The organism is Pullulanibacillus camelliae (assembly GCF_014642655.1).
GTDB classification, from domain to species: domain Bacteria; phylum Bacillota; class Bacilli; order Bacillales; family Sporolactobacillaceae; genus Pullulanibacillus; species Pullulanibacillus camelliae.
Map to the genome: position 1 here is coordinate 213,986 of NZ_BMIR01000002.1, position 21,354 is coordinate 235,339.

At 41.2% G+C, this 21,354-nt stretch carries 19 protein-coding genes, 1 pseudogene, 1 riboswitch and 1 other annotated feature; of the genes and pseudogenes, 14 read left to right on the forward strand and 6 right to left on the reverse strand.

Going from position 1 to position 21,354, the window contains the following annotated elements; all coding sequences use genetic code 11:
- Window positions 1-17 precede the first annotated feature (17 nt).
- The 5 genes from IEW82_RS03930 (at window position 18) to IEW82_RS03950 (ending at window position 5,110) form a co-directional block, all read left to right on the forward strand.
- Window positions 18-845, forward strand: a complete 828-nt coding sequence (locus tag IEW82_RS03930) for a carbohydrate ABC transporter permease (RefSeq protein ID WP_229672265.1) — start codon at window positions 18-20, stop codon at window positions 843-845.
- A gap of 376 nt (window positions 846-1,221) precedes the next feature.
- On the forward strand, window positions 1,222-2,643 hold the full coding sequence (locus IEW82_RS03935; protein ID WP_188689784.1) for a YVTN family beta-propeller repeat protein: 1,422 nt from the start codon (window positions 1,222-1,224) through the stop codon (window positions 2,641-2,643).
- Between the two features lie 39 nt (window positions 2,644-2,682).
- Window positions 2,683-3,213 (forward strand): hypothetical protein, encoded by a 531-nt coding sequence (locus tag IEW82_RS03940; RefSeq protein ID WP_188689500.1) that lies wholly within the window; start codon window positions 2,683-2,685, stop codon window positions 3,211-3,213.
- A gap of 155 nt (window positions 3,214-3,368) precedes the next feature.
- Window positions 3,369-4,070 carry a response regulator transcription factor gene (locus tag IEW82_RS03945; RefSeq protein ID WP_188689503.1) on the forward strand — a complete coding sequence of 234 codons (702 nt, stop codon included), beginning with the start codon at window positions 3,369-3,371 and terminating at the stop codon, window positions 4,068-4,070.
- A complete protein-coding gene (locus tag IEW82_RS03950) occupies window positions 4,067-5,110 on the forward strand; it encodes a sensor histidine kinase (RefSeq protein WP_188689505.1) in 1,044 nt (347 codons plus the stop codon). Before IEW82_RS03945 ends, IEW82_RS03950 begins: the two co-directional genes overlap by 4 nt.
- A gap of 96 nt (window positions 5,111-5,206) precedes the next feature.
- On the opposite strand, the gene IEW82_RS03955 is transcribed toward IEW82_RS03950, so the two are convergent.
- Both IEW82_RS03955 and IEW82_RS03960 read right to left on the reverse strand, forming a co-directional pair.
- On the reverse strand, window positions 5,207-6,289 hold the full coding sequence (locus tag IEW82_RS03955; protein ID WP_188689509.1) for a Gfo/Idh/MocA family protein: 1,083 nt from the start codon (window positions 6,287-6,289) through the stop codon (window positions 5,207-5,209).
- A 19-nt stretch (window positions 6,290-6,308) separates the two neighbouring features.
- Window positions 6,309-7,184, reverse strand: coding sequence for a sugar phosphate isomerase/epimerase family protein (locus IEW82_RS03960; protein ID WP_188689512.1), 876 nt, complete (start codon window positions 7,182-7,184; stop codon window positions 6,309-6,311).
- Window positions 7,185-7,589: 405 nt separating this feature from the next.
- Here IEW82_RS03960 and IEW82_RS03965 point away from each other — a divergent pair, with 405 nt between their 5' ends.
- From IEW82_RS03965 to IEW82_RS03985, 5 genes and pseudogenes are all read left to right on the forward strand, one after another.
- A complete protein-coding gene (locus tag IEW82_RS03965) occupies window positions 7,590-8,726 on the forward strand; it encodes a GntR family transcriptional regulator (RefSeq protein ID WP_188689516.1) in 1,137 nt (378 codons plus the stop codon).
- 162 nt (window positions 8,727-8,888) lie between these two features.
- Window positions 8,889-9,542 (forward strand): cupin domain-containing protein, encoded by a 654-nt coding sequence (locus IEW82_RS03970; protein ID WP_188689518.1) that lies wholly within the window; start codon window positions 8,889-8,891, stop codon window positions 9,540-9,542.
- Window positions 9,543-9,683: 141 nt separating this feature from the next.
- Window positions 9,684-9,902: a binding site (T-box leader), on the forward strand.
- A gap of 94 nt (window positions 9,903-9,996) precedes the next feature.
- Window positions 9,997-10,501: pseudogene (locus tag IEW82_RS03975) on the forward strand (SLC13 family permease); the annotation flags it as partial.
- Window positions 10,502-10,628: 127 nt separating this feature from the next.
- Window positions 10,629-11,672: an NAD(P)-dependent alcohol dehydrogenase gene (locus IEW82_RS03980; RefSeq protein WP_188689520.1), complete on the forward strand. Its 1,044-nt coding sequence runs from the start codon at window positions 10,629-10,631 to the stop codon at window positions 11,670-11,672.
- 341 nt (window positions 11,673-12,013) lie between these two features.
- Window positions 12,014-12,409, forward strand: a complete 396-nt coding sequence (locus IEW82_RS03985; protein ID WP_188689523.1) for an acyl-CoA thioesterase — start codon at window positions 12,014-12,016, stop codon at window positions 12,407-12,409.
- A 76-nt stretch (window positions 12,410-12,485) separates the two neighbouring features.
- Here the strand turns inward: IEW82_RS03985 and IEW82_RS03990 are convergent, their stop codons facing one another.
- From IEW82_RS03990 to IEW82_RS04000, 3 genes are all read right to left on the reverse strand, one after another.
- Window positions 12,486-13,496 carry an LLM class flavin-dependent oxidoreductase gene (locus tag IEW82_RS03990; protein ID WP_188689526.1) on the reverse strand — a complete coding sequence of 337 codons (1,011 nt, stop codon included), beginning with the start codon at window positions 13,494-13,496 and terminating at the stop codon, window positions 12,486-12,488.
- A 236-nt stretch (window positions 13,497-13,732) separates the two neighbouring features.
- Window positions 13,733-14,872 (reverse strand): hypothetical protein, encoded by a 1,140-nt coding sequence (locus IEW82_RS03995; protein WP_188689529.1) that lies wholly within the window; start codon window positions 14,870-14,872, stop codon window positions 13,733-13,735.
- A gap of 627 nt (window positions 14,873-15,499) precedes the next feature.
- A complete protein-coding gene (locus IEW82_RS04000) occupies window positions 15,500-16,690 on the reverse strand; it encodes a histidine kinase N-terminal domain-containing protein (protein WP_188689533.1) in 1,191 nt (396 codons plus the stop codon).
- Between the two features lie 191 nt (window positions 16,691-16,881).
- On the opposite strand from IEW82_RS04000, the gene IEW82_RS04005 reads away from it, so the two are divergent.
- The 4 genes from IEW82_RS04005 to menC all read left to right on the forward strand — a co-directional run bounded on the left by IEW82_RS04005 (window position 16,882) and on the right by menC (window position 20,671).
- The gene (locus tag IEW82_RS04005) at window positions 16,882-17,847 is read left to right on the forward strand and encodes a metal ABC transporter solute-binding protein, Zn/Mn family (RefSeq protein WP_188689537.1); all 966 of its coding nucleotides are present in this window, start codon (window positions 16,882-16,884) and stop codon (window positions 17,845-17,847) included.
- A gap of 30 nt (window positions 17,848-17,877) precedes the next feature.
- The gene (locus IEW82_RS04010; RefSeq protein ID WP_188689540.1) at window positions 17,878-18,627 is read left to right on the forward strand and encodes a metal ABC transporter ATP-binding protein; all 750 of its coding nucleotides are present in this window, start codon (window positions 17,878-17,880) and stop codon (window positions 18,625-18,627) included.
- 3 nt (window positions 18,628-18,630) lie between these two features.
- On the forward strand, window positions 18,631-19,449 hold the full coding sequence (locus IEW82_RS04015; protein WP_188689544.1) for a metal ABC transporter permease: 819 nt from the start codon (window positions 18,631-18,633) through the stop codon (window positions 19,447-19,449).
- A gap of 100 nt (window positions 19,450-19,549) precedes the next feature.
- Window positions 19,550-20,671, forward strand: coding sequence for an o-succinylbenzoate synthase (gene menC, locus IEW82_RS04020; RefSeq protein ID WP_373285691.1), 1,122 nt, complete (start codon window positions 19,550-19,552; stop codon window positions 20,669-20,671).
- A 153-nt stretch (window positions 20,672-20,824) separates the two neighbouring features.
- On the opposite strand, the gene IEW82_RS04025 is transcribed toward menC, so the two are convergent.
- Window positions 20,825-21,013: a hypothetical protein gene (locus IEW82_RS04025; protein WP_188689548.1), complete on the reverse strand. Its 189-nt coding sequence runs from the start codon at window positions 21,011-21,013 to the stop codon at window positions 20,825-20,827.
- 186 nt (window positions 21,014-21,199) lie between these two features.
- Window positions 21,200-21,242, forward strand: a riboswitch (PreQ1 riboswitch).
- The last annotated feature ends 112 nt before the right edge of the window (window positions 21,243-21,354 follow it).

Here is a 21,354-nt window from a genome sequence, read left to right on the forward strand (position 1 = left end):
AAAAGGAGGCAAAGAAGTTGAACACGATAAAGTTAAAATCCACAGTCGCTCATATCTGCTTGATCATTGCATCACTTTTCTTTATTATTCCGTTTCTATGGATGCTTTCAACGTCCTTAAAACCGATCACTCAAGTTTTTTCCTTTCCTCCTGAGTGGATTCCAAAGCCTTTTCAATGGAGTAATTTTAAAGATGCCATTGAAGAAATTCCCTTCTGGACTTATTTGAGTAATACGGTTGTCATTACGATTATAAGTACGCTTGGTGCTGTTTTATCTTGTCCATTGGTGGCCTATAGCTTTGCAAAATTACAGTGGAAAGGGCGTAACGTTTTATTCGGACTGACCTTGGCAGTCATGATGATTCCTGGTCAGGTGACAATGATTCCACTGTTTTTGCTCTTTAATAAGATCGGTTGGGTGGGGACACCTTTGCCTTTGATCGTCCCGTCCTTCTTCGGTATTCCGCTATATATTTTCTTATTAAGACAGTTCTTTTTGGGCTTGCCAGATTCTTTGCGTGATGCCGCTAAAATTGATGGAGCGAGTGAATGGCGTATCTATTGGCAAATCATGCTGCCCCTAGCCAAATCAGCTGTCTTATCTGTTGGGTTATTCCAGTTGATGGCGAGTTGGACAGATTTTATTGGGCCACTTCTTTATCTTACCAATGAAACGTCCTATACCCTCTCACTTGGTTTACAACAGTTTCAGAGTGCGAAGGGCTCTGAATGGAACTTGATGATGGCTGTGTCAACGATTATGACCTTACCTATTATTGTATTATTCTTCTTTTTACAAAAGAAATTTATTGAAGGTATTACATTTAGTGGTATCAAAGGCTAAACATACTCGTAAACATCATCAGAGACTGGATGATGAGTGCGAGGGGGAGCCCTCTATTATCATTCTATTCCTCAAAATGGAAGATAACGATGAGAAAGGATTTACCCTAAAAGCACTAAGGGATAAGAAAAACCTGTTGTGGAGCTTATTAGCTTCACAGCAGGTTTTTTATTTTGAGGCTCTAGCTGGAGTCGAATCCCTTTTGTATTTTTACACTTTCTCCTTCATTTGTCCTATTAAAAGGTTTCTGGCATCTAAAAAGTTAATAATTTATTAATGATTCTGTTAGGGTTTGATAAGCTTTTCTTTTTATTCTTTCTTCAAGGAGGACATAGGATTTCAAAAGGCTAATCACTGATTTGGAGGAGGAAAATTTATGTTACAAAAGGTTTCTGTTCGAAAATGTATAGGCTTCGCACCGCTCCTGGTTTTAGGTCTTGTGTTGATGCTCGCGGGCTGTGGAAGCAGCACGAGTCAATCAGAAGCTTCATCGCATTCGAAAAAAGTACACCATTCAGAAATTCCCGCTAATATTCAACAGCTGTTATATGTGAATAATAGTGGATCCAACACTTTACAGGTCATTGATTCGAAAACAGATAAGGTTGTCCAAACGATAAAGGTTGGCAAGCAACCGACCTATAATGAAGTAACGCCTGACGGTCATTTTGATTACGTGGTTAATAGTGGATCTAACAATGTTTCGATCATTGATACTCAGACGAATAAAGTGAAGAAAACGATAGCGGTGGGCAAAACACCTAAAGGCGTCAATTTTACACCTGATGGGAAATGGGCTTATATCGTTAATGAAGGTGAAGATACTGTTACCCCAATTAATCTAATGGACATGAAGGCGGGGAAGAAAATAGAAGTAGGAAACCACCCGCATAACGGTGTTTCCAGTCCAGATGGGAAGCGGTACTATGTGACTAACACAGGCTCCAATTCCATCTCTGTTATTGATACCTCCACACAAAAAGTGATACAGACGATAAGAGGTGTGGAAAATATGCCTCACAATATTACGGTGACTTCTGATGGGAAAACCTTATTGGTCACTTTAACAGGCTCTAATGCTGTTGGGATGGTGGATGTCCAAAAAGGAAAGATGGTTAGAACGATTCCTGTTGTCACAGGGCATCATGTTGTCGATCTAACTCCTGATGGGCACTATGCCTATGTTGGCGGAATCGGTTCTGATTCAGTCTCAGTCATTGATCTGAATCAACAAAAAGTAATTAAGACAATCAAAGTTGGACAGGGCCCTCATGGTGTAGCCGTTTCTCCGGATGGTCAAAAGGTGTATGTCGGTGTGACGGGAGAAAATAAGGTGGCTGTGATCAGTACGTCGACAAATGATGTTGTTCACACCATTCCAACGGGGAAGGTTCCCTTTTTTGTTAGCTTTTTAGGAAGTCACGCCAGCGCTCATCATCATAGTGCAGTTCATCAAGGTGCAGCGGCGGATCATCCATCAACAGACCATCAGGTGGCAGCTAGTCAGAAGAGCAATGATTCACAAACACCTAAACGGCTTGTCGATTCTCCACTATTAGACAAGGGGAAATCATTCAGCTACACATTTAAAAATGAAGGAGAATACAAGATTCTCTGTAAGCTTCATCCATTTATGACCATGACGATTAAGGTTGCGGCCAATGGTGTAACAGACAAAAAGACGATTCATATTAAAAATTATAAATTTACCCCAGGTAAAGTGACCGTTTCACCGGGGACAAAAGTGACTTGGGTCAACAATGATGACGAACAGCACAATGTGGTCATTGAAAAATAAACATTGAGCCTGTAGGAAGAAGAAAGGAAGGATCACTTGATGTCGAGTAAGCACGATTTTCAGGGACAAACGACGCACTGGGTGATGATGCTGTTTCTATTATTTATAGGATATGAGTGGTTGATTTCTGGCATTAATAAGCTATTAAGTGGATCATTTGTTAATGCCTTTCAGAACGTTGTTAAGAGCTCTCTCAATGCGGGGTCAGCCTATACCGTTTATAATCCCATTCTTAGGCATATTGTTCTCCCTTATTCAAAACTCTTTGGTGGGCTGATAGAGACCGTCGAAGTTGTCATTGGTGTTCTATTCATTCTCTTAACCATTATTGGATTTTCTAAGATCAATGCGTGGATCATCCGTTGTGGGATGGCGGTAGCGCTTATAGCGGCTTTCTTAAGCCTCAATATATTCTTTTATACAAAAGGATCATACTTTATTTCGACAGAAAAGTCCTTTGATGGCGGAGTTTCTATTAATTTATTACTCTTTTTATTTGAAGGTGTTATATTTGTCTACTTCTATAGCTTACACCGTGTAGATAGAAGGCAAAGATTGGCCCCTAAATAAGCCTTAAAAGCTTATAATCTCTTAAGATTTATATTATATAATGAGTGTTAAGGTGCGATTGCATCCATTGCACAAAAAGAAAGGGAGTTAGGTATCATTTTTAACTCCCTTTTCTTTCACGTTTTAACAGAAAATATTCAGAAGGGAATGAGGAGATGGCCAAGGTACTGCTTGTTGATGATGAGGCAAACATCATCGATGTATCCAAAAGATATTTAGAAAGAGATGGCTTTCAGGTCATCACAGCTTCTGATGGAGAAGAGGCCATGTGTCTATGGCGTACAGAAGCACCAGATCTGCTTGTCTTGGACTTAATGATGCCCAAAAAAGACGGCTTTCAAGTTTTTCAGGAAATAAGGCACGAAGACGATGTGCCGATCATAATATTAACCGCACGCTGTGAAGAAATGGATCGATTGGTTGGTCTCACAATGGGTGCTGACGACTATCTAACCAAACCTTTTAGCCCAAGGGAATTAGTCTTGCGCGCTCAAACCATCCTGCGACGCGTAGCTATCGGAAGAGGGAAGAAACCAACCTCTTTTGATCAACTCAAATATGGTCCTTTGCACATTGATTCAGACAAACGAATGGTCCAAATTAACCAGCAACTGATTAATCTAACAGCAAAAGAATTTGATTTGTTATGGTTGTTAGCGAGTCATCCTAAGCAGGTTTTTTCTCGAAATCAATTGCTTGAACGCATATGGGATTTCGAATATGAGGGAGATACAACAACTGTCACTGTACATATTAGACGCTTAAGAGAGAAAATTGAGGAGCTGCCTTCAAAGCCTAGGTATATCCAAACGGTATGGGGGATTGGCTATAAATTTGAGGGAGATGATGATTCGTGAGGTTGCGAACACAATTGATTGCTGTCAATGGGATCAGCTTTGCCTTTATTTTTGTCATCTTGATGTTTAGCTATACACAGATGGTCTTTTTCAATGGTGAGGCCATTCTCATATTATTGCTGGTAACTGTGGGGGCGGGAATGGTTTCGTTTTTTACTCACTATTTTTTGACGAGGCCCATTCAACAAGCTATTCAGCGCATTTCCTTACAATCAAAAGCAATTGCTGCTGGCGAGTTTGATGGCAGGGTTCCGGTCATTGGTCCGATGGAATTTCAAGAGCTGGCCAATAATTTTAATGAAATGAATCACAATCTTCAAGAGAGCTTTCAGAAATTGCACCAATCTGAGGCTTCTAGAAAGGATCTTGTGGCGAATATTTCCCATGATTTACGGACACCGCTGACATCGATCCAATCGTTTGTTGAAGCGCTGCAGGATCATGTCATAGAAGATGAAGAAACCTTACGTAAATATTTAAAAACGATTCAGCTTGAAACACAGCGCATCAGTCATCTTATCAACGATCTCTTTCAGCTATCACAATTAGATTCAGGCATCTACCAGCATCATCCAGAGCCCTATCATTTGGATAATCTCATTGTTGAGACATTGGAAACTCTCACATTTCAAATAGAGAAAAATAAAATCAACATCATTGTGGACATGCCAAATCAGATTCCAGCAGTTTTTATAGACCCTTATAAAATTAAACAGGTCCTCATCAATTTAATTCAAAATGCCCTCAGATATTCAAGGATAGGCAGTACAATCAAGATAAAAATAGAAAAATTAGAAAAAGCGTCTGTTAAGGTCACCCTTATTGATGAAGGTGAAGGGATTCCAGAAAAGGATCTTTCTTCAGTCTTTAATCGCTTCTATCGGGTAGAAAAATCGAGAAATAGAGGACATGGTGGAGCCGGGCTAGGCTTATCCATAGCAAAGTCAATTGTTGAACGGCATGGTGGAGCCATTGGTGTGGATAGTAAGTTAGGAGAAGGCAGTTCTTTCTGGTTTACTCTTCCAAAATATCAATCCTAAAGATTTCAATGCATAAGCGTCCCTTTTTAACGACACTTGTTAAGAGGGGACGCCTAGAGGTTACTGCCTTATGATCAGCTTTTTCGTTTTGAAAGGTTACACATTAGGAACGTTCACGTCAACTTCACGGCCAAGATCTGCTGAACGTAAGATGCCATCAATGATCGCTTGATTGATCAAGATTTGCTCTGCTGGGATTGGAGCGGGTCTATCTTCTTTAATCGCGACAACAAAATCACGAACTTTTTCATAAAAAATATTAAGAGAATGCGATTGGACAGGAATGGACGTATCGACGTGTTGTCCGTTGATATCGTGGAAGAGACCAATTGTCCCAATGCCACCATCCCAAACCCCACTCCATGGTCCTTTTCCAGCTGGCGTCAATTTTAAACCGGCATCTTTGCCTAAGAAAAGTGTTGGTCCCAAGGAATCCATGTGCATGGCCCACGAGATTTTAAAGTTAAGGACACGATCGCCTTCGAGCCGGACTAAAGCGACACCAAAATCCTCGACTTGGAAGGCATCTGCTTGCGGATGGTATTTGGGATTTGTGCCAAAGTGATTTGAAGCAAACGCCGAGACCGTCAAGGGTTTTGGATAATCTAAGGCATTCAGCGCTAAGTCAAGAGAATAGCAGCCGATATCTGCAAGCGCACCGGCGCCAGCTAATTCCTTATTAATAAAGGTTCCCTGGGGCATCCCGCGCCGACGTCCCCCACCCGTTTGGATATAGTAAACATCACCAAGCTGTGTCTGGACGATGTCTTTTACAGTTTTCATATTAGGATCATAGCGGGGCTGGAAGCCAACCGTGAGCATCTTACCCGTTTGTTTAGCGGTTTGTACCATTTCCACACCTTGTTCGAGGGTGACAGCAAGCGGCTTTTCGACTAATACATGCTTACCGGCCCTCAGTGCATCAATGCTCGTGCGATGATGGGCAACATTAGGCGTACATACACTCACCCCATCGAGTTCTAATTGAAGCAGGGCATTGTGATCATCAAAGCCTGCCGCTTGATCGAGCCCCAGCTTTTGAATGAATTCATCAGCTTTTCCTGGAATAATATCTGCAACAGCAACGATTTCTACATCCGGCATTTCTTTATATGCTCGAGCATGTGCGGCGGCAATCCCACCGCTTCCAATAATGCCAATTCTAATTTTGCTATCCATGTCGTTTCTCCTTTACATCTTATTTAAAATAGAGCTCCAAATGCTCCTTAGCCTTAATAATCCCTTTTTGTTCAGCTTCAAGGGATCCCCAAAATCTATGATCCTCTAATTCAATGCCAATATTTCCTGTGTAGCCAAAGCGATCCAGGCGAAGGGCTACTTCTCCCCAATCAACGGAACCTTGGCCGGGAATAGTATAGCGCCATGACCCCTCGGAGAACCCGTAATGCGCACCAAAGGTGGCCGGTAGTGTGCCACTTTCATATAATTCCTCGGACAGGATGCGGGTATCTTTTCCATGGCAATACGTAATCCGATCAGAAAATTCTTCAAGTGCTCTTAAGTAGTCTATGCCTAAACGGACGAGATGAGAAGGATCATAATTAATGCCGAAATGCTTGGATGGAATGGCTTCTAGCATCGCTCGCCACATCTCTGGTGTACAGCCAATTGTTGGATAATAGGGTGCCGGCCCTGGCCAGCCCTCAATAGCCAGTGTAACATCATTGTTTTCAGCGTGTTTAACGATATCGGGAAAGGTCTCTTTCCAAATCGCAAAGCTATCAGCACGGCTTTGTGTGCTATCATCAGGAACGAGGCACATAAATATGACCTTACCATCAAGTTGGGCAATCGTAGTTATTTGTTCTTTGAGCGCGTCAGCAGCATTTTGACGCTCGGCATCATCCTTATTTAGGAGTTTAGTAGAGCCGACTGCACCAATGCCATCAATGGAACCAACTTCAAGTCCATTTTGTTCAAGAATATGCTTAATGTCTTGATCATATTTGGGGACATCGATGACATCTAATCCAATAGATTTTGCCCATTTTGCAAGGGATTCCATACCTAAAGCGCCAAGTTTTGGTGGAATACGCATACCTATTTGTGTCATAAGCTTACTCCTTTCAATTGTTAACCCAGCTTCGTAAAGACAAGTCCATTAAATGGAAAAAGGCGATTAAAATTTAAAGCATTGAACTAAGCACATGGCCTCCTTTATGTAGACAGCTGAAAGCAATGGCGTGAAATAAAACATACCTTTGGATGTTTAGCTGTACTTTTTTATTATAATGATTATACCGAATTTAAGAAAGCGCTGTCAATATATCAAATATTATTAACATATCATTTATATTGCCTTATACTAAAAGGTGATTGCATCCTGACCTTTTCAAAGGTTGAAGGAATGAAGGGAAAGGCGATGAAGGAGAATAGTAGGTCAAAGGACCTAAACTTATTGAACCAATAGATACTAATGATATGATGTAAAAATAAAGCTTTGAAAGGTGTGACTGGCATGAATTCTGATAAACCGCTTTATGTGCAGATTCAAGACTATCTTAAAAAATTAATTATGGAAGAAACCCTGAAAACCAATGATAAGATACCGACTGAAAAAGAATTGATGGAACAATTTGATGTGAGTCGGATCACAGTGGCTAATGCCTTGTCAGAGATGGCTAAAGAAGGCTGGATCAAGCGCATTCCTGGGCGAGGGAGCTTTGTAAGAGAGAGGCGTACTTATCAAGAGAATGACATGGCTCATATGAAAGACCAGGATCGGAATCCTGAGGCTCCACAATTTGTGGCACTTATTATTCCTTCGATAGAAGACTTTTTTGCGATACATATTGTTAAGGGGATTGAAGAAGCTTTAAAACGAACACCCTATCACTTGACCATTTTATTGTCTGAAAATTCCAAAGAAAAGGAGCAAGCGATTATTATTCAATTAATTGAAAAAGGGGTAAAAGGCTTAATCATTTTTCCCGCAGATGCCCAAACCTACAATGAAGAAATTCTCGCTTTGAAAATGAGTAAATTTCCTTTTGTTTTAATCGATCGCCGCTTACCCGGTGTAGATACCCATTTTGTAAGTGCAGACAGTTATTTAGGCGCTGAGCTTGCTGTGAATTATTTGTGGGAGCTTGGACACAGGCATATTGCAATATGTTCAGATTCACCGCTGCCAACATTGACGGTTTCAGAAAGAATTTCTGGTTATATGGAAGCGCTTAGACAGAAAGGGACCGTCATTAATCCTGGTTTGATACTTACAGACTTTACAGTTGATTATTCTCGCTTTGATGAAGAGAGCCCGCTCTATCCTTTTCTTATGAACCGAGAAGCCACGGCTATCATTACTTTAAACGCAAGGCTGGGGCTATATATCAAGGCCTTAGCTACTATAATGAATCTGCGTGTCCCTGAGGAGCTTTCTATTCTAACTTTTGATGATCCCATTCCGATGTATGATAAAATCGATGGCTTCACACATATCAATCAGTTTGAAAAGGAGATGGGGAAACGAAGCATGGAAGTGCTGCTGCATGTGATTGAGAATCCCCAAGATTATCAAGGGCATTACGAAAAAATTGTGTTAGAGCCTGAGCTTGTTGTGAAGCACTCAACCGCTTCGATACGGAAGGAATAATGGAAGGTGTCATGATGATGTGCTTGGAAAAAGGAAAGTGACAATCATAAAAGCTTGTGCTTGAAGCAGAGATGGGGTGTTGTAAATCACATTAGACGTTTGTCACATTGTATCTTTGTCCTACATAAAATGTTTTGGAAGGATAAATAGGAGTGATGAATTGTGACAATTTCATATATGGATTACACCAGTCCCAATGTCCAATACTTTTCAGATGTGAATAAAAATCGTTTAAATACGCGGAACTCAGAAAACTTCATCAATCGATTAGGTCGGGATGTTTTAAACACGCTGGGAGATGTTTCACTTCTAGATATATACTTAACGAAGGGACGTTTTGTTGAGCCGCATTATCACCAGAATGCTGCGGAGCTTGTCTATTGTATTTCTGGAACAGCGGCGGTATCATTAATTAATCCGTTTACGAATAAGGTGCATACGATTCCCATAACTCCTGGACAAGTGGCTAACATCCCTCAAGGATGGTGGCATTGGGAAGTAGCAACCGCTGATCACACCCATTTACTTGCTATTTTTGATGCTCCTTATCCAGAATATATTTTTGGATCGGATATTCTAACGAAGACACCTATTGAAGTATTAGCGCAGACGTATTGCCTTGATCCTAATCTATTACGTCAAACCCTTGCGCCTTTAAGAAATCAAACCATTGTTATCGGCCCAACTGATGAATGTGTCGCTCAGGCTCAGCAAAAGGGCTATTCGCAAATGATGGGCAATGCCCCTTCAACTTATTATCCTCCCGGTTCAAGTGCTTCGCCGATGCAACAATGGTATGGATATTCGACTCAGTAGAGAATGCTGCATCCAAAGAAGTGGGAATGGCTTAATTAGGAATTATATTCATTTTTGGCTTAAAATTTAAAACAAATTAACAATTGGCTTGACCGTTTGGAGTGTCCTATTATAATAAAATTTAATCTAAAATTTTATATCCTCCCTTCGAAGATAGGACAAAGTAGTGAAGAGTTCCTTGTTTTTAGAGAGCTGATGGTTGCTGCAAATCAGTATATTTCTCTTCATGAATACCTCCTGGAGAATTTCCTGGGAAAGCTTTGTAACGAGTAGCAGGAAACGGCTGGCTGTCCGTTAACAGTGAAGTGGAATGTCTTTAGGCATTCAATTTGGGTGGTACCGCGATGATTCGTCCCTTTATTGAGGGGCGTTTTTTTGCCTTTAGCATTTATAACTTTTTCGGAAGACGTTATAGGTTTGGGCTTTGGCTCTGCTACCTAAGGCTTGTGGACAACTTATGGTCAATTATCCACGACTTGAACAACAAAAAGAGCGAATCGCCACTTATGCAGGGAATGCCTTATCTGTCGTCTCAATGGTTTTTGCCGCAGGTATTTTTACGGGAATTCTTTCCGGGACAAAAATGGTGGACGCCATGGCTCATGTGCTTATTGCCCATATTCCTAGTGCATTGGGCTCGCATTTTGCCATCATCACAGCCATCATCAGTGCACCGTTCACCTTTTTCATGTCTAATGATGCCTTTTATTTCGGTGTATTACCACTTCTAGCGAAGGCAGCGAGTACGTACGGGATTGATCCAGCAGTGATTGGTAGGGCCTCTCTTTTAGGGTTACCTGTCCACTTACTCAGTCCATTAGTTCCTTCCACTTATTTATTGGTAGGGATGGTCAGAGAGGAATTCGGTGACCTGCAGCGCAAATTTTTGAAATGGGCCTGTGGTTCGGCCGCCGCTTATGATTCTTGTAGCTATTATTCTAGGCATTATCTCTTTTTGACTGAAGCAAAGGAGAAGGATAGAGGCTTTGTCTCTGTTTCTTTAACTAAAAAACGTTCAAAAGAAAGGAATGTTGGAGGCGCTTGTCGAATGCTTTAAATAAACATAAGTGAAAGGTTGGAATGGATATGAAAGCAGCGATTTTAGAAAAGCCATTATCCATTGATGTACATCAAATTGAAAGACCTGTTCCACAAGCTGATGAGGCATTAATCAAGGTTGCCTGTATCGGAGTTTGTGGCTCGGATTTACATTATTATGAACACGGAAAGATTGGACGCTATGTTGTAGAAAAACCGATTATTCTAGGGCATGAGCTGTCTGGTGAAGTCATTGAGGTTGGTGAAAACGTAAGCGGTATCAAACCGGGAGATCGGGTGGCTGTGGAGCCCGGAATTACTTGTGGTACGTGTGATTACTGTAAGGCTGGACGCTATAATCTGTGTCCCGATGTCCAATTCTTAGCAACGCCTCCGGTAGACGGTGCTTGGGCAGAGTATGTAAGCATTCGCAGTGATTTCTTACATAAGATCCCCGATAGTATGAGCGATGAAGAGGCAGCACTCATCGAGCCTTTTTCAGTCGGCTTTCATGCGATGAAACGCGGTAAGGTTGGTCCGGGAGATCGCGTGCTCATTCAGGGATTGGGTCCTATTGGTTTATTGGCTATTCAAGCAGCAAAACTCTTTGGGGCTTCAGAAATCTATGCGAGTGATGTGATCGATTTTCGATTAGAAGCTGCCGAGAAATTAGGTATTAATGGTACGATTCATCCTCTTAAAGGTGATAGTGCGGCACAGCTGCAGGCGTTGACCGGTGGTCGTGGAGTGAATAAGCTGATTGAAACCTCAGGCAATGAGAAAGCGGTAAGTGATGCGATTCATCTCGTTAATAGAGGGGGGACCATTGTTTATGTCGGTCTCCCAGTGCAAAGTGCCATTCCAATGGATGTTGCTGCTCTAGTGGATGCAGAGCTTGATATTTACGGTGTGTTTCGCTATGTGAATACCTATCCGGCGGCCATTCAAGCATTAGCGCATTCAGATACAGATATTCGTGGTATTATTACCGACCGCTTTGCATTAGATGATATTAAAGAAGCTGTAGAGAAAGCGCGTCTAGCAAAAGAGACGACTTTAAAAGTAATGATCTATCCAGATGGCATGAAATAAGATGTGCTTTGCTTTGAACAGTCTCCTTCACTTTTGGTGAGGGAGATTTTTATAGAAGTCAGCCCATTAAGCTGATTTTTTCTAAGAAGAGGTAAGACTTCGGACAGTCATTGGTCTAGCTGGTGTTCAGAGTCTGAATAGCTGGGGACTATTTCAGACTATCAGCTTCGGTGCCGGCACATGGATGTAATGGTTTTAGTCGCAGCTCTTTAAGGGTTCTCAAATATTTATGACTCAAAATCTCTTGTTCCCACCAGAGTCTCGCGTCTTTTAGCCCAATCTACCGATAAGAAGCATCGTGATATAATAAAGGAAAAGTTGATATTAAGGGGTTAATTTTAATGGAAGTGGATTTAGATGTTATTGTCCGTTCAACAGAGATTGATGTCAATGGTCATGTGAATAATGCCAAGTATTTGGAATACATAGAGTGGGGACGAGAGGAATGGTATGAAAAAGTAGGTTTGACTTATGCTGTCTTCTTAAAAATGGGCATTCAGACTGTGACAGTCAACATTAATGTCAATTATCGTAAGGAATGCGTACAAGGAGATCACCTTAGAATTAAAACCCGTCCGGACAAGGTAGGCAATACAAGCTATGTGATGGTTCAAGAGATTATGAATCAAAATGGTGAGCTTTGTGCAGATGCCCGGGTGACATGTGTCACAATGGATGCAAAAACGCGACAAAGCCGCCCAGTGCCAGAAGCACTGCGAAGATTCTTTGGGTGTTAATGACCATCTGTTCAATATGTTAAAAGGGAGAGCCATGTCCTAGTATCACTTGGCTCTCCTAGATGCAAGTAAGTTTTTATTCCATTAGCTCGCTCACAATTTCAAAGGAACGTAAGCGATCGTTATGGTGGAAGATTTGTGAGTTAACAATAATCTCATCGGCTTCCGTTTGTTCGAGAAATGCATTGAGTTTTGCTTTTACGGTCTCTTTTGTACCAATAATGGTAGCTGGTGAAAGTAGGGATTGCTCAACAGCGTGCTTCTCAGTGACTGACCAGACCTCGTCGATGTTATCAATAGGTGGTTTTAAGGCAGTAGGTTGTCCACGGCGTAAGCTCAAAAATTGTTGTTGCTGGGAGGTTGCTAACCATTTGGCTCGCTCTTCTGTATCCGCTGCAAAAATATTGACAGCCACCATCGCATAGGGTTTGTCTAAAATAGCAGAGGGTTGAAACTGGCTGCGATAAAGGTGTAGAGCTGGTAGCGTATAGTCAGGCGAAAAGTGACTTGCAAAAGAGAAGGGCAGACCTTTGGCTGCTGCTAGCTGTGCGCTGAACCCACTTGAACCTAAAAGCCAGATTGGAATCGATAATCCTTCCCCAGGATAGGCGTGCACTCGAGCATTTCCTTCAAAATAGGCTTGGAGCTCTTCGACTTGTTCAGGAAAATCATCTGGACTGCTGTGGAGTGTGCGGCGAAGAGCATAAGCCGTGGCTTGGTCACTTCCTGGTGCTCTGCCCAGACCAAGGTCAATTCGATGGGGGTGCATGGATTCTAATGTCCCGAACTGTTCTGCAATGACAATGGGGGCGTGGTTAGGGAGCATAATACCACCTGAACCAACGCGAATGGTTTGAGTGGCACTGGCAATGTGACCGATGACAACAGATGTGGCTGAACTAGCAATGCCTGGCATATTATGATGCTCAGCAACCCAATAACGTTTATACCCCCAACGCTCACCAGCCTGAGCTAGGTCAACCGTGTGTTTAAAGGATTGTGCAGGGTCACTGCCTTCATTTATAGGCGCCAGATCCAGAATGGATAATGGGATACCATTAAATCGTTTGTATGAATGCGAACTCACTTTATTCCCTCATTTCAAGTAGGATTCTGTTAGAATGATACGGCGATTCTAAGCCATCGTCTAATAATATGCTTATTGCAGTGTTCCTTTCGCTTCAAGTGAACTGCTTTTGCCCCTGGTGAGTTAAACATAAAAAGCACCCACCTCTATAAGAGATAGGCTCCCCTTTATGCCGCAGATTAAAAGTCAATCAAGGGACTTAATAGGGGAAAGCGCTTTTGGAAGTGGGTGGGAGTTTATTGATAATCAATGACAGCAGGGGCGGGATCAAGCTGAAGCACTTGTTTTGGCTGAAGTAAAGGCTGATCATTTTTGTAAAAGAGTTTAAAACCGCCGTACTGTACGGGTTCGTTTCGGACTAAGCCTCGGTAGCTTGCCATTTTACTTCCCGGAATGCCAAAGCCATCGTAATTTAGAGCAATCTCGATGTGGTTCGTCGGTTTAATGGCTTGTTTATTTTGAATGATATCGCCCTTAAATTGATGGACGACAACCACTTTATCTGGCAGATGATTATTTTCAACGAGATTCGAGACATAGTTCACAGCTTTTTGAATGTCTGCGCCATTAATATGGCCAAGATTTACTCCTGGAACTTGTCCTTTATGTACATGAAATTCTGTATCAATTGCTAAATAAACATAAGGGAGCTTTAAATACTTTTTCAATAGCTTAACTTGATGGATTGGCGTATCGCGTCCCAATTGAACATCTAAAAGCAGAATCGCACCGTTTTCCTTAGCAAGCTTAGCAAAGGTTTGGATATCCTTTTCTGGCGTTTCATGATAGTACAAGCCTTGAGATCCGGGATCACGCTGGGCGATTGTTGTGATAAGCTCAAGGGTTGGAATGGCCGGATGAGATGGGTCAGCATTGGAATAGGCAGCAGCTTGATGAATTAATTTTTTCATCAAAGTCTCTGGCGGATATTCACCTAAAACCCCCATTTGTTTGGAGTGGGGATTGCCATAAAAGGATACCATCCGATAATGGTGAAGTGGACCCGCCGTTTGATCCGCCATGCCCTTTAATAAGGTTTGTCCGATGGGAATGCTGCGTTCCTGCCCGTTTCCATGTGCTTCAAGCTTGGGCATTTTTGTTATCTCTTCTGCTGTATAATGTGTTTTAAATGCTTTAGCATCTTTTGCTGGTGGGAGTGCTTTAAAAGGCTCGCCTTTTTTTGAGCTGTCTGTTTTATTTGGTGGTGATGTGTGATTATTTTTTTCAGGTTCTGGGGACTTGTGATTTTCCACTTTCTTGGCTGATGATTCATCTTCTGAGCCTTGGTGGACTTCTGTCGAGGTTTTCGCTGAACAAGCACTTAAAACTAGGCATAGCGTAACAAGAATAATAGATTTGAGTGTTATGGCTTTCAAAGCTTCACTTCCAATACATTTGACATGATTCTTTTATCTACTAGTCTAACAAACTTTTCGTCATATAAAATGATAAATCGACATTTTTTTTACGGTATTAGGAAGTCTAAATTTTCGTTTATTTAAGTGAAAATTGTTTTTCGTTAGCTGAGATTTAAGGGCAGTCTAGTGTGTCATTTGAAAAATGATATCAGGAGTACCTAATAGAGTGGTCGATACATACTGGTGGTTTATGTCGGTTTTTGTCATTAGAATTTATGAGAGAGGTAATTTTACAGGTGAATGGGGAATGACGGCAAAACTGTCATTCCCTCTCTTTGTTTTATGGTCGCTAAATCTCCCATTCATTACTAATAAGGATAGGGGTAGGGATAAGGGGGGTAAGGATAAATTGGTGGATAAGGTAATGGAACAGGGAGCGGGAAAATCGGAGGACGAAAGGGACCCCAGTAAGGCGGAATAGGGCGCCCCCAAACTCTCCCTTCATATATCCCATGCTGCCTTTCAGGATACATTGCCATTTCTCCTTTTTTAATAGGTCTCTATTTCCTTATTAAGATATGTCAGGTTGTGGCAAATGTTCCTGTGAAAAAAGCCTAATCTACTGGGGGGTGGCGTTTAGGCATGTTATGCAATGGGGAGATAAATATCAAAGGTGGTTCGTGTGGCATCGGATTGACAGTCGATATGTCCCCCATGTTTTTCAATGATCTTTTTACAGACGTATAAGCCAATCCCTGTTCCCAACTCTTTAGTGGTATAAAACGGTTCAAAAATGGTTTTTAGGGTGTGCTCTGGAATAGCTGGTCCATTATTGGACAAACTGATTTTTATCGTTTGTTCTTCCTTTTGACAGGAGATGTAAATCTTTCGAGGAGAAGACATGAGTTTTACGGCATCAATAGAATTTAATAAGATGTTGATAAAGACTTGCTTAAGCTCATCCTCGCTGGCATGAACGGCTTTAGTGTATTTGAAGTCGGTGACGATTTCTATATCGCCATCCAATAAGCTCGGGTAGATAAAGTCCAAAATTTCATCAATGAGAAGAATAAGAATGACATCCTTCTTATTCTTTTCTACAAACTCAATTTTTGAGGTGTGAAGAAATTGAGTGATTCTAAAATTGAGCTGACTTAACTCATGTTCAATAATATCTAAATACATAGGTTCGTTCTTACCGGATTTTAATAGTTTAACAAAGCCCATTACTGAAGTGAGCGGGTTGCGAAACTCATGAACGAAGCTAGAAGACATTTGTCCTAATAATGATAAGCGCTCTTTATGGGATTGGTTGATATACAGGACCTTCTCTTGTAAATCTTTTTCCTTTAATTCTGTATACTTCTTAACGGCATAGTAGGTAAATTCATTAAAAGTAGTATTCAGCACATCAATGATAGAATATAAGTCCTTAACATCAATACCAGATCGGTTGATAAAATGAATTAATATGCTTTGACCAAGATTGACGTTATAGACAAAATCGCCAATATTAATGTTGGCCTCGGCTCTTTCATGTGCTACTTTATCTGCAAGCTTTTGTATTTCCTGTAGGGAAAGGGTGTGGGTTAATGATCTTACAAATAGATGATACATTGCCAGGGCATTTTCAGGTGCTCTGTCTTTGTAGATATCTTCTTCGTGAATATAATTATGGTTCTTCCATTCCTCTATGAACTGCTCACGGTTAGCCTCTAAATGCTCGATCACTTTTAGAGCACTTGATGAAAGGGTAGACAATGGGCTATCATCCTCACCTAAAAAATTGATATCAATGCGTTTTATAAGGCGTGTATCGTGAAAAGAATCTAGCATTTCGGTGCGACTGCTAATCATATTTTACTATAAATTCTGACGGATTCTACAAAAATCAAAAAATATTGTATTCATTTTTTTTAGGCTCTAGGGTTGACTTTTTAAATCGTAACCTTTACTATTTAACTTGTTCGTTATAAATCGTAATTACTACGATTACATATTCATAGAATTGAACAGGGGGAACATAAATGAAAAGGTTAAGTTTTCTAGTTGTTGTACTCATTCTTAGTTTAAGCGTGGGAGTATTATCCGCATGTAGTTCATCCTCATCGAGCAACACTTCGAAGGATGATTCAAGTAAGAGCACAGCAAGTCAGCAGGATAGCAGTTCTTCAAATCAAGATACATCTAAGCATCCAATTCAAATTGTGGCGGTTGAAGACTTTTATGGTGAAGTTGCGGAAGCTGTTGGTGGCGATTATGTTAAGGTGACATCGATCATCGATAAACCAAATATTGATCCCCATGATTTTGAACCTACTGCGAATACAAGCAAAATTGTCAATAACGGTCAGGTTTTGATATACAATGGTATTGGCTATGATAACTGGATGGATAAATTAATTTCCTCTTCGTCAAATGCAAGTGACAAAACCGTGATTCGTGTTGGTGATGACTTATTGAATAAAAAAGAGGGCGATAATGAGCATCTCTGGTATATACCAAGTACGATGCCAACATTAGCGGATGCACTTGCTGATAAACTAGCAAAACTTGATCCATCTCATGCAGATTACTATAAACAACAAGCGGATAAGTATAAGAAATCTATCCAGCCTTTACAGGATTTGGTCAGCAAGTTAAAGCAAGATACACCTAAAAAGGTTGAAACAACAGAGCCTGTTTTTGATTACATGTTACAAGCGTTGAACTATCAAGTGGACAATGAGAAATTTTCAATGGCAATTGAAGAAGAGACCGATCCAGCACCAGCAGACCTTGCGCAAATGAAAAATGACCTTAAAAATAAAAAGGTTGCCTTTTTCGTACAAAATACGCAAGTGGAAAGCCCAGTAGTTAAACAACTTTCAAGTCTAGCAAAAGAAAATAATATTCCGATTGTCAAAGTGACAGAAACACTGCCAGCAGGAAAAGACTATGTGCAGTGGATGACAGATGAATTAAAACAAGTTGAGAACGCTCAGGGGCAATAAATGAGTCTCTAAGGAGGAGACAGAACCATCATGATTAAAAAATTTTGTGTCGACCAGATTGATGTCTACATCAATGGTGAAAAACTCTTAGATCATCTTTCTTTTTCCGTACAGCCCGGTGAAATGCTTGGAATTATTGGGCCTAATGGTGCCGGGAAATCTACGCTGCTTAAAGTGATTTTAGGTGTCATTAAACCACAACATGGAACGGTAGAAATAACACATAATGACAGGCGACCTGTCATCGGCTATGTTCCGCAGGCAAGAGCCATTGATGAAGAGATGCCCATTCAAACCTGGGATTTTATTTCGCTCGGTTTGCCGCATCGCTTAAGACCTTGGCTGACAAAAAGGGATCGTGCAGTGATAAAAGAAACGATGGAGTTAACCGACACAAGCCATTTAGCCAAACAGCCAATTGGAAAGTTATCTGGTGGTGAAAAGCAAAGAGTGTTTTTAGCACAAGCGTTGGTAAGAAATCCGGATGTTCTCTTACTGGATGAATCGACAGCCAACCTAGATCCAAAGGCACAAGAGGAGATGGCTTCTCTTGTGCATGAACTATGTGTGCAACAGAATATCAGCACGCTATTTATCAGTCACGATATTCATTTGGTTTCTAAGTATTCCCACCGGGTTCTGTATTTAACACGTGGGCACTATACCGTTGGAAGTGCAGAGGAGATCATTGACAACGCCAATCTGGATGTCCTGTATCAGCTTCAACACGTCAATGGGATGGCGCAAACGGCGGTAGAAACCATGAGATATGGAGGGTAAGCTATGTTTCACTATGATTTTATGCAACACGCTTTTATTGCTGGGACGATTGTCGCGATCATGTGCGGGGCTATCGGTGTCTTTGTCATGGCGAGGGGTCTTTCGTTCATTACTCATTCCTTTTCTCATATTGGTTTCTCAGGTGCTTCCTTTGCCATCTATGTAGGCTGGGATCCTTTAGAAGGCTTGTTGTTATTTACGACGGTGGGAGCCTTATCCATTGGACGCATGGGTGTGAAATTCTTTAGAAGAGAAGCTTCGATCAGTGTTATGCTCAGTGTGTTTTTAGGACTGGGGATTTTATTTTTAGCTTTAACTCCGCAATCGGGAAGCTTTACGTCAACAATATTATTTGGAAGTGTTGTCGGGATTAGTTTAAAAGATGTATGGGTGATTGTCATTTTAACAGCTGCCCTATTATGTTTGCTTACTCTTGGCTATAAAATGCTAAAGTTTGACTCGTTTGATCCTGTCGGTGCAGAAGCAGCTGGCTTGCCCATTCGCTTTATTTCCGTAGCCTTCCTATTATTACTTTCCGTCGGTGTAGCAGAAGCGGTGCAAATTGTGGGGGCATTGCTCGTCTTTGCACTGATGACGATACCAGCATCGACGGCACGGCACATCACCCAATCTGTTTTCATGATGATTGTTGTTTCAGCGGTGTTAGCGGTTCTTGGAGTTTGGGTCGGACTCACGTTAAGTTATTTGACCAGTGCTCCCGTTAGCTTTTACATCACGGCTTTCGAAGCCCTTTGTTATTTTTTAGCTTTAGGTTGGTCGGCATTAAAAGCAAAATATCAACCGATGAAAATGGCCGCTTAGCTCACGTTCTTTCTTAATATGAGAAAAACCCCTCAGCAAGCAATCCCTGAAACGTTAAGCTATAATGATAGGGAGTGATGTTCTAGGGAGGAAATAGAGCGTGTCTAAAGCAATCCGTCTTGAAAAAATTATTGTAAGAAAATTGAAGATGCGGATGAAGCAGCCGTTTGTCACAAGCTACGGGGCGGTGCAGAATAAAACGTTTTTATTGATTGAAGCCATTGATCAATCAGGTCAGAATGGCTGGGGAGAATCTGTTGCTATGGATTATCCCTGGTATACTGAGGAGACCGTGAAGACGACCGAGCACATGGTAGAAGATGTGCTGATTCCGATATTATTTAAAATGGACATCGGTCACCCTGATGAAGTGAATCGTGCATTTGATCCAATCCGTCGCAATAACATGGCTAAGGCGGCACTCGAAGGAGCCGTGTGGGATTTATATGCAAAAAAGCAGAGGCTCTCGCTGGCTAAAGCTCTAGGTGGAAATAAAACATCTATTGCTGTTGGTGTGAGTCTTGGCTTACAGGATTCCTTTTCTAAGCTTGTTAAGCAAATTGAAGAGAAGCTAGAGCAAGGCTACAAGCGATTTAAATTTAAAATTAAGCCCGGTCAAGATATTGATTACATTAGAGCGATTCGACAGGCGTTTCCGACACTCGCGATGATGGTTGATGCCAATTCCGCCTACACATTAGAGGATGCAGCACATCTGCAACAGCTTGATCAGTTTCAGTTGTTGATGATTGAACAGCCATTGGCTCATGATGATATCATTGACCATGCGCGTTTGCAAAAGCAGCTAAAAACACCAATTTGTCTTGATGAAAGCATACATTCTTTAGATGATGTCCGTCATGCGATTGAGCTTGGAAGCTGTCAGGTGATCAATATTAAAATAGGTCGTGTGGGTGGCTTAACTGCAGCTAAACAGATTCATGATCTCTGTAAGCAGCATGGCGTGGCTGTGTGGTGTGGAGGGATGCTTGAAGCTGGAGTGGGGCGAGCGCATAATATTGCATTGACAGCATTGCCGCAGTTCACATTACCAGGTGATACGGCGGGGTCCTCTCATTATTGGTATCAAGATATTATTGATCCTGAGGTTACTGTAAAAAATGGTGAAATACAGGTGCCTGATGCACCAGGAATAGGCTATGAGGTGAACCGCCAAGTCGTGGAAACCTATACAATCGCTGAAAAGGTGTTCCAGCGATAATCTCATATTAACAAGGGAAGATAGAAGCCGGTCTGCTACTTATTCAGTCATGACAAGCGCTTCTATTTTTCATTTATAAAAGCTGCGCCGCCATTTCCCATGGCGGTAAGCATTGGGATTATAAGCGGATAGGAAGTAAAAAGTATGCTAGGGTTACCCACTTATCGGCTTTTCCGTGATTTCGTCTTCATCCTCTCGACCATCTGCATAGCCATTTTCATAGGCTTCTTTCAGGCAATGGGTAATCAGCGCTTTGCTTTTTTCATTTAAATGAACCTCTGCCTGCTTAAAGTGATCAAATAAAACATGGGCTTGTTCCTCATAGCTATTCACATAAGGCATTCTCATCTCTCCTTTCAGAATTTTATGTGGATGATTGATTAAAGCACTTATAAGTTTAAACTCTACAAGGTTTATGCTATATTATATTATTGTGATGATAGATGAAAAGTATGCTTCTTATTTTGTCTTACTTTTGAGGCTCGCTTGATGAGAAGTAAAATGGAATAAAAATCCGAATGATGCCATTCGGTAGAGGTTCTAGCTACCCTCTTTAAAAAACTAAGAAGATGCAGCACTCTTTTCTTAGGGGGCTGTTTTTTCTTGATTTTTGCGCAAATGAAATGCTTTTGATACATCGTTTTTTTCGTTTTAAAAAGGTGAATTAAAGGAGCTCAGTAGAT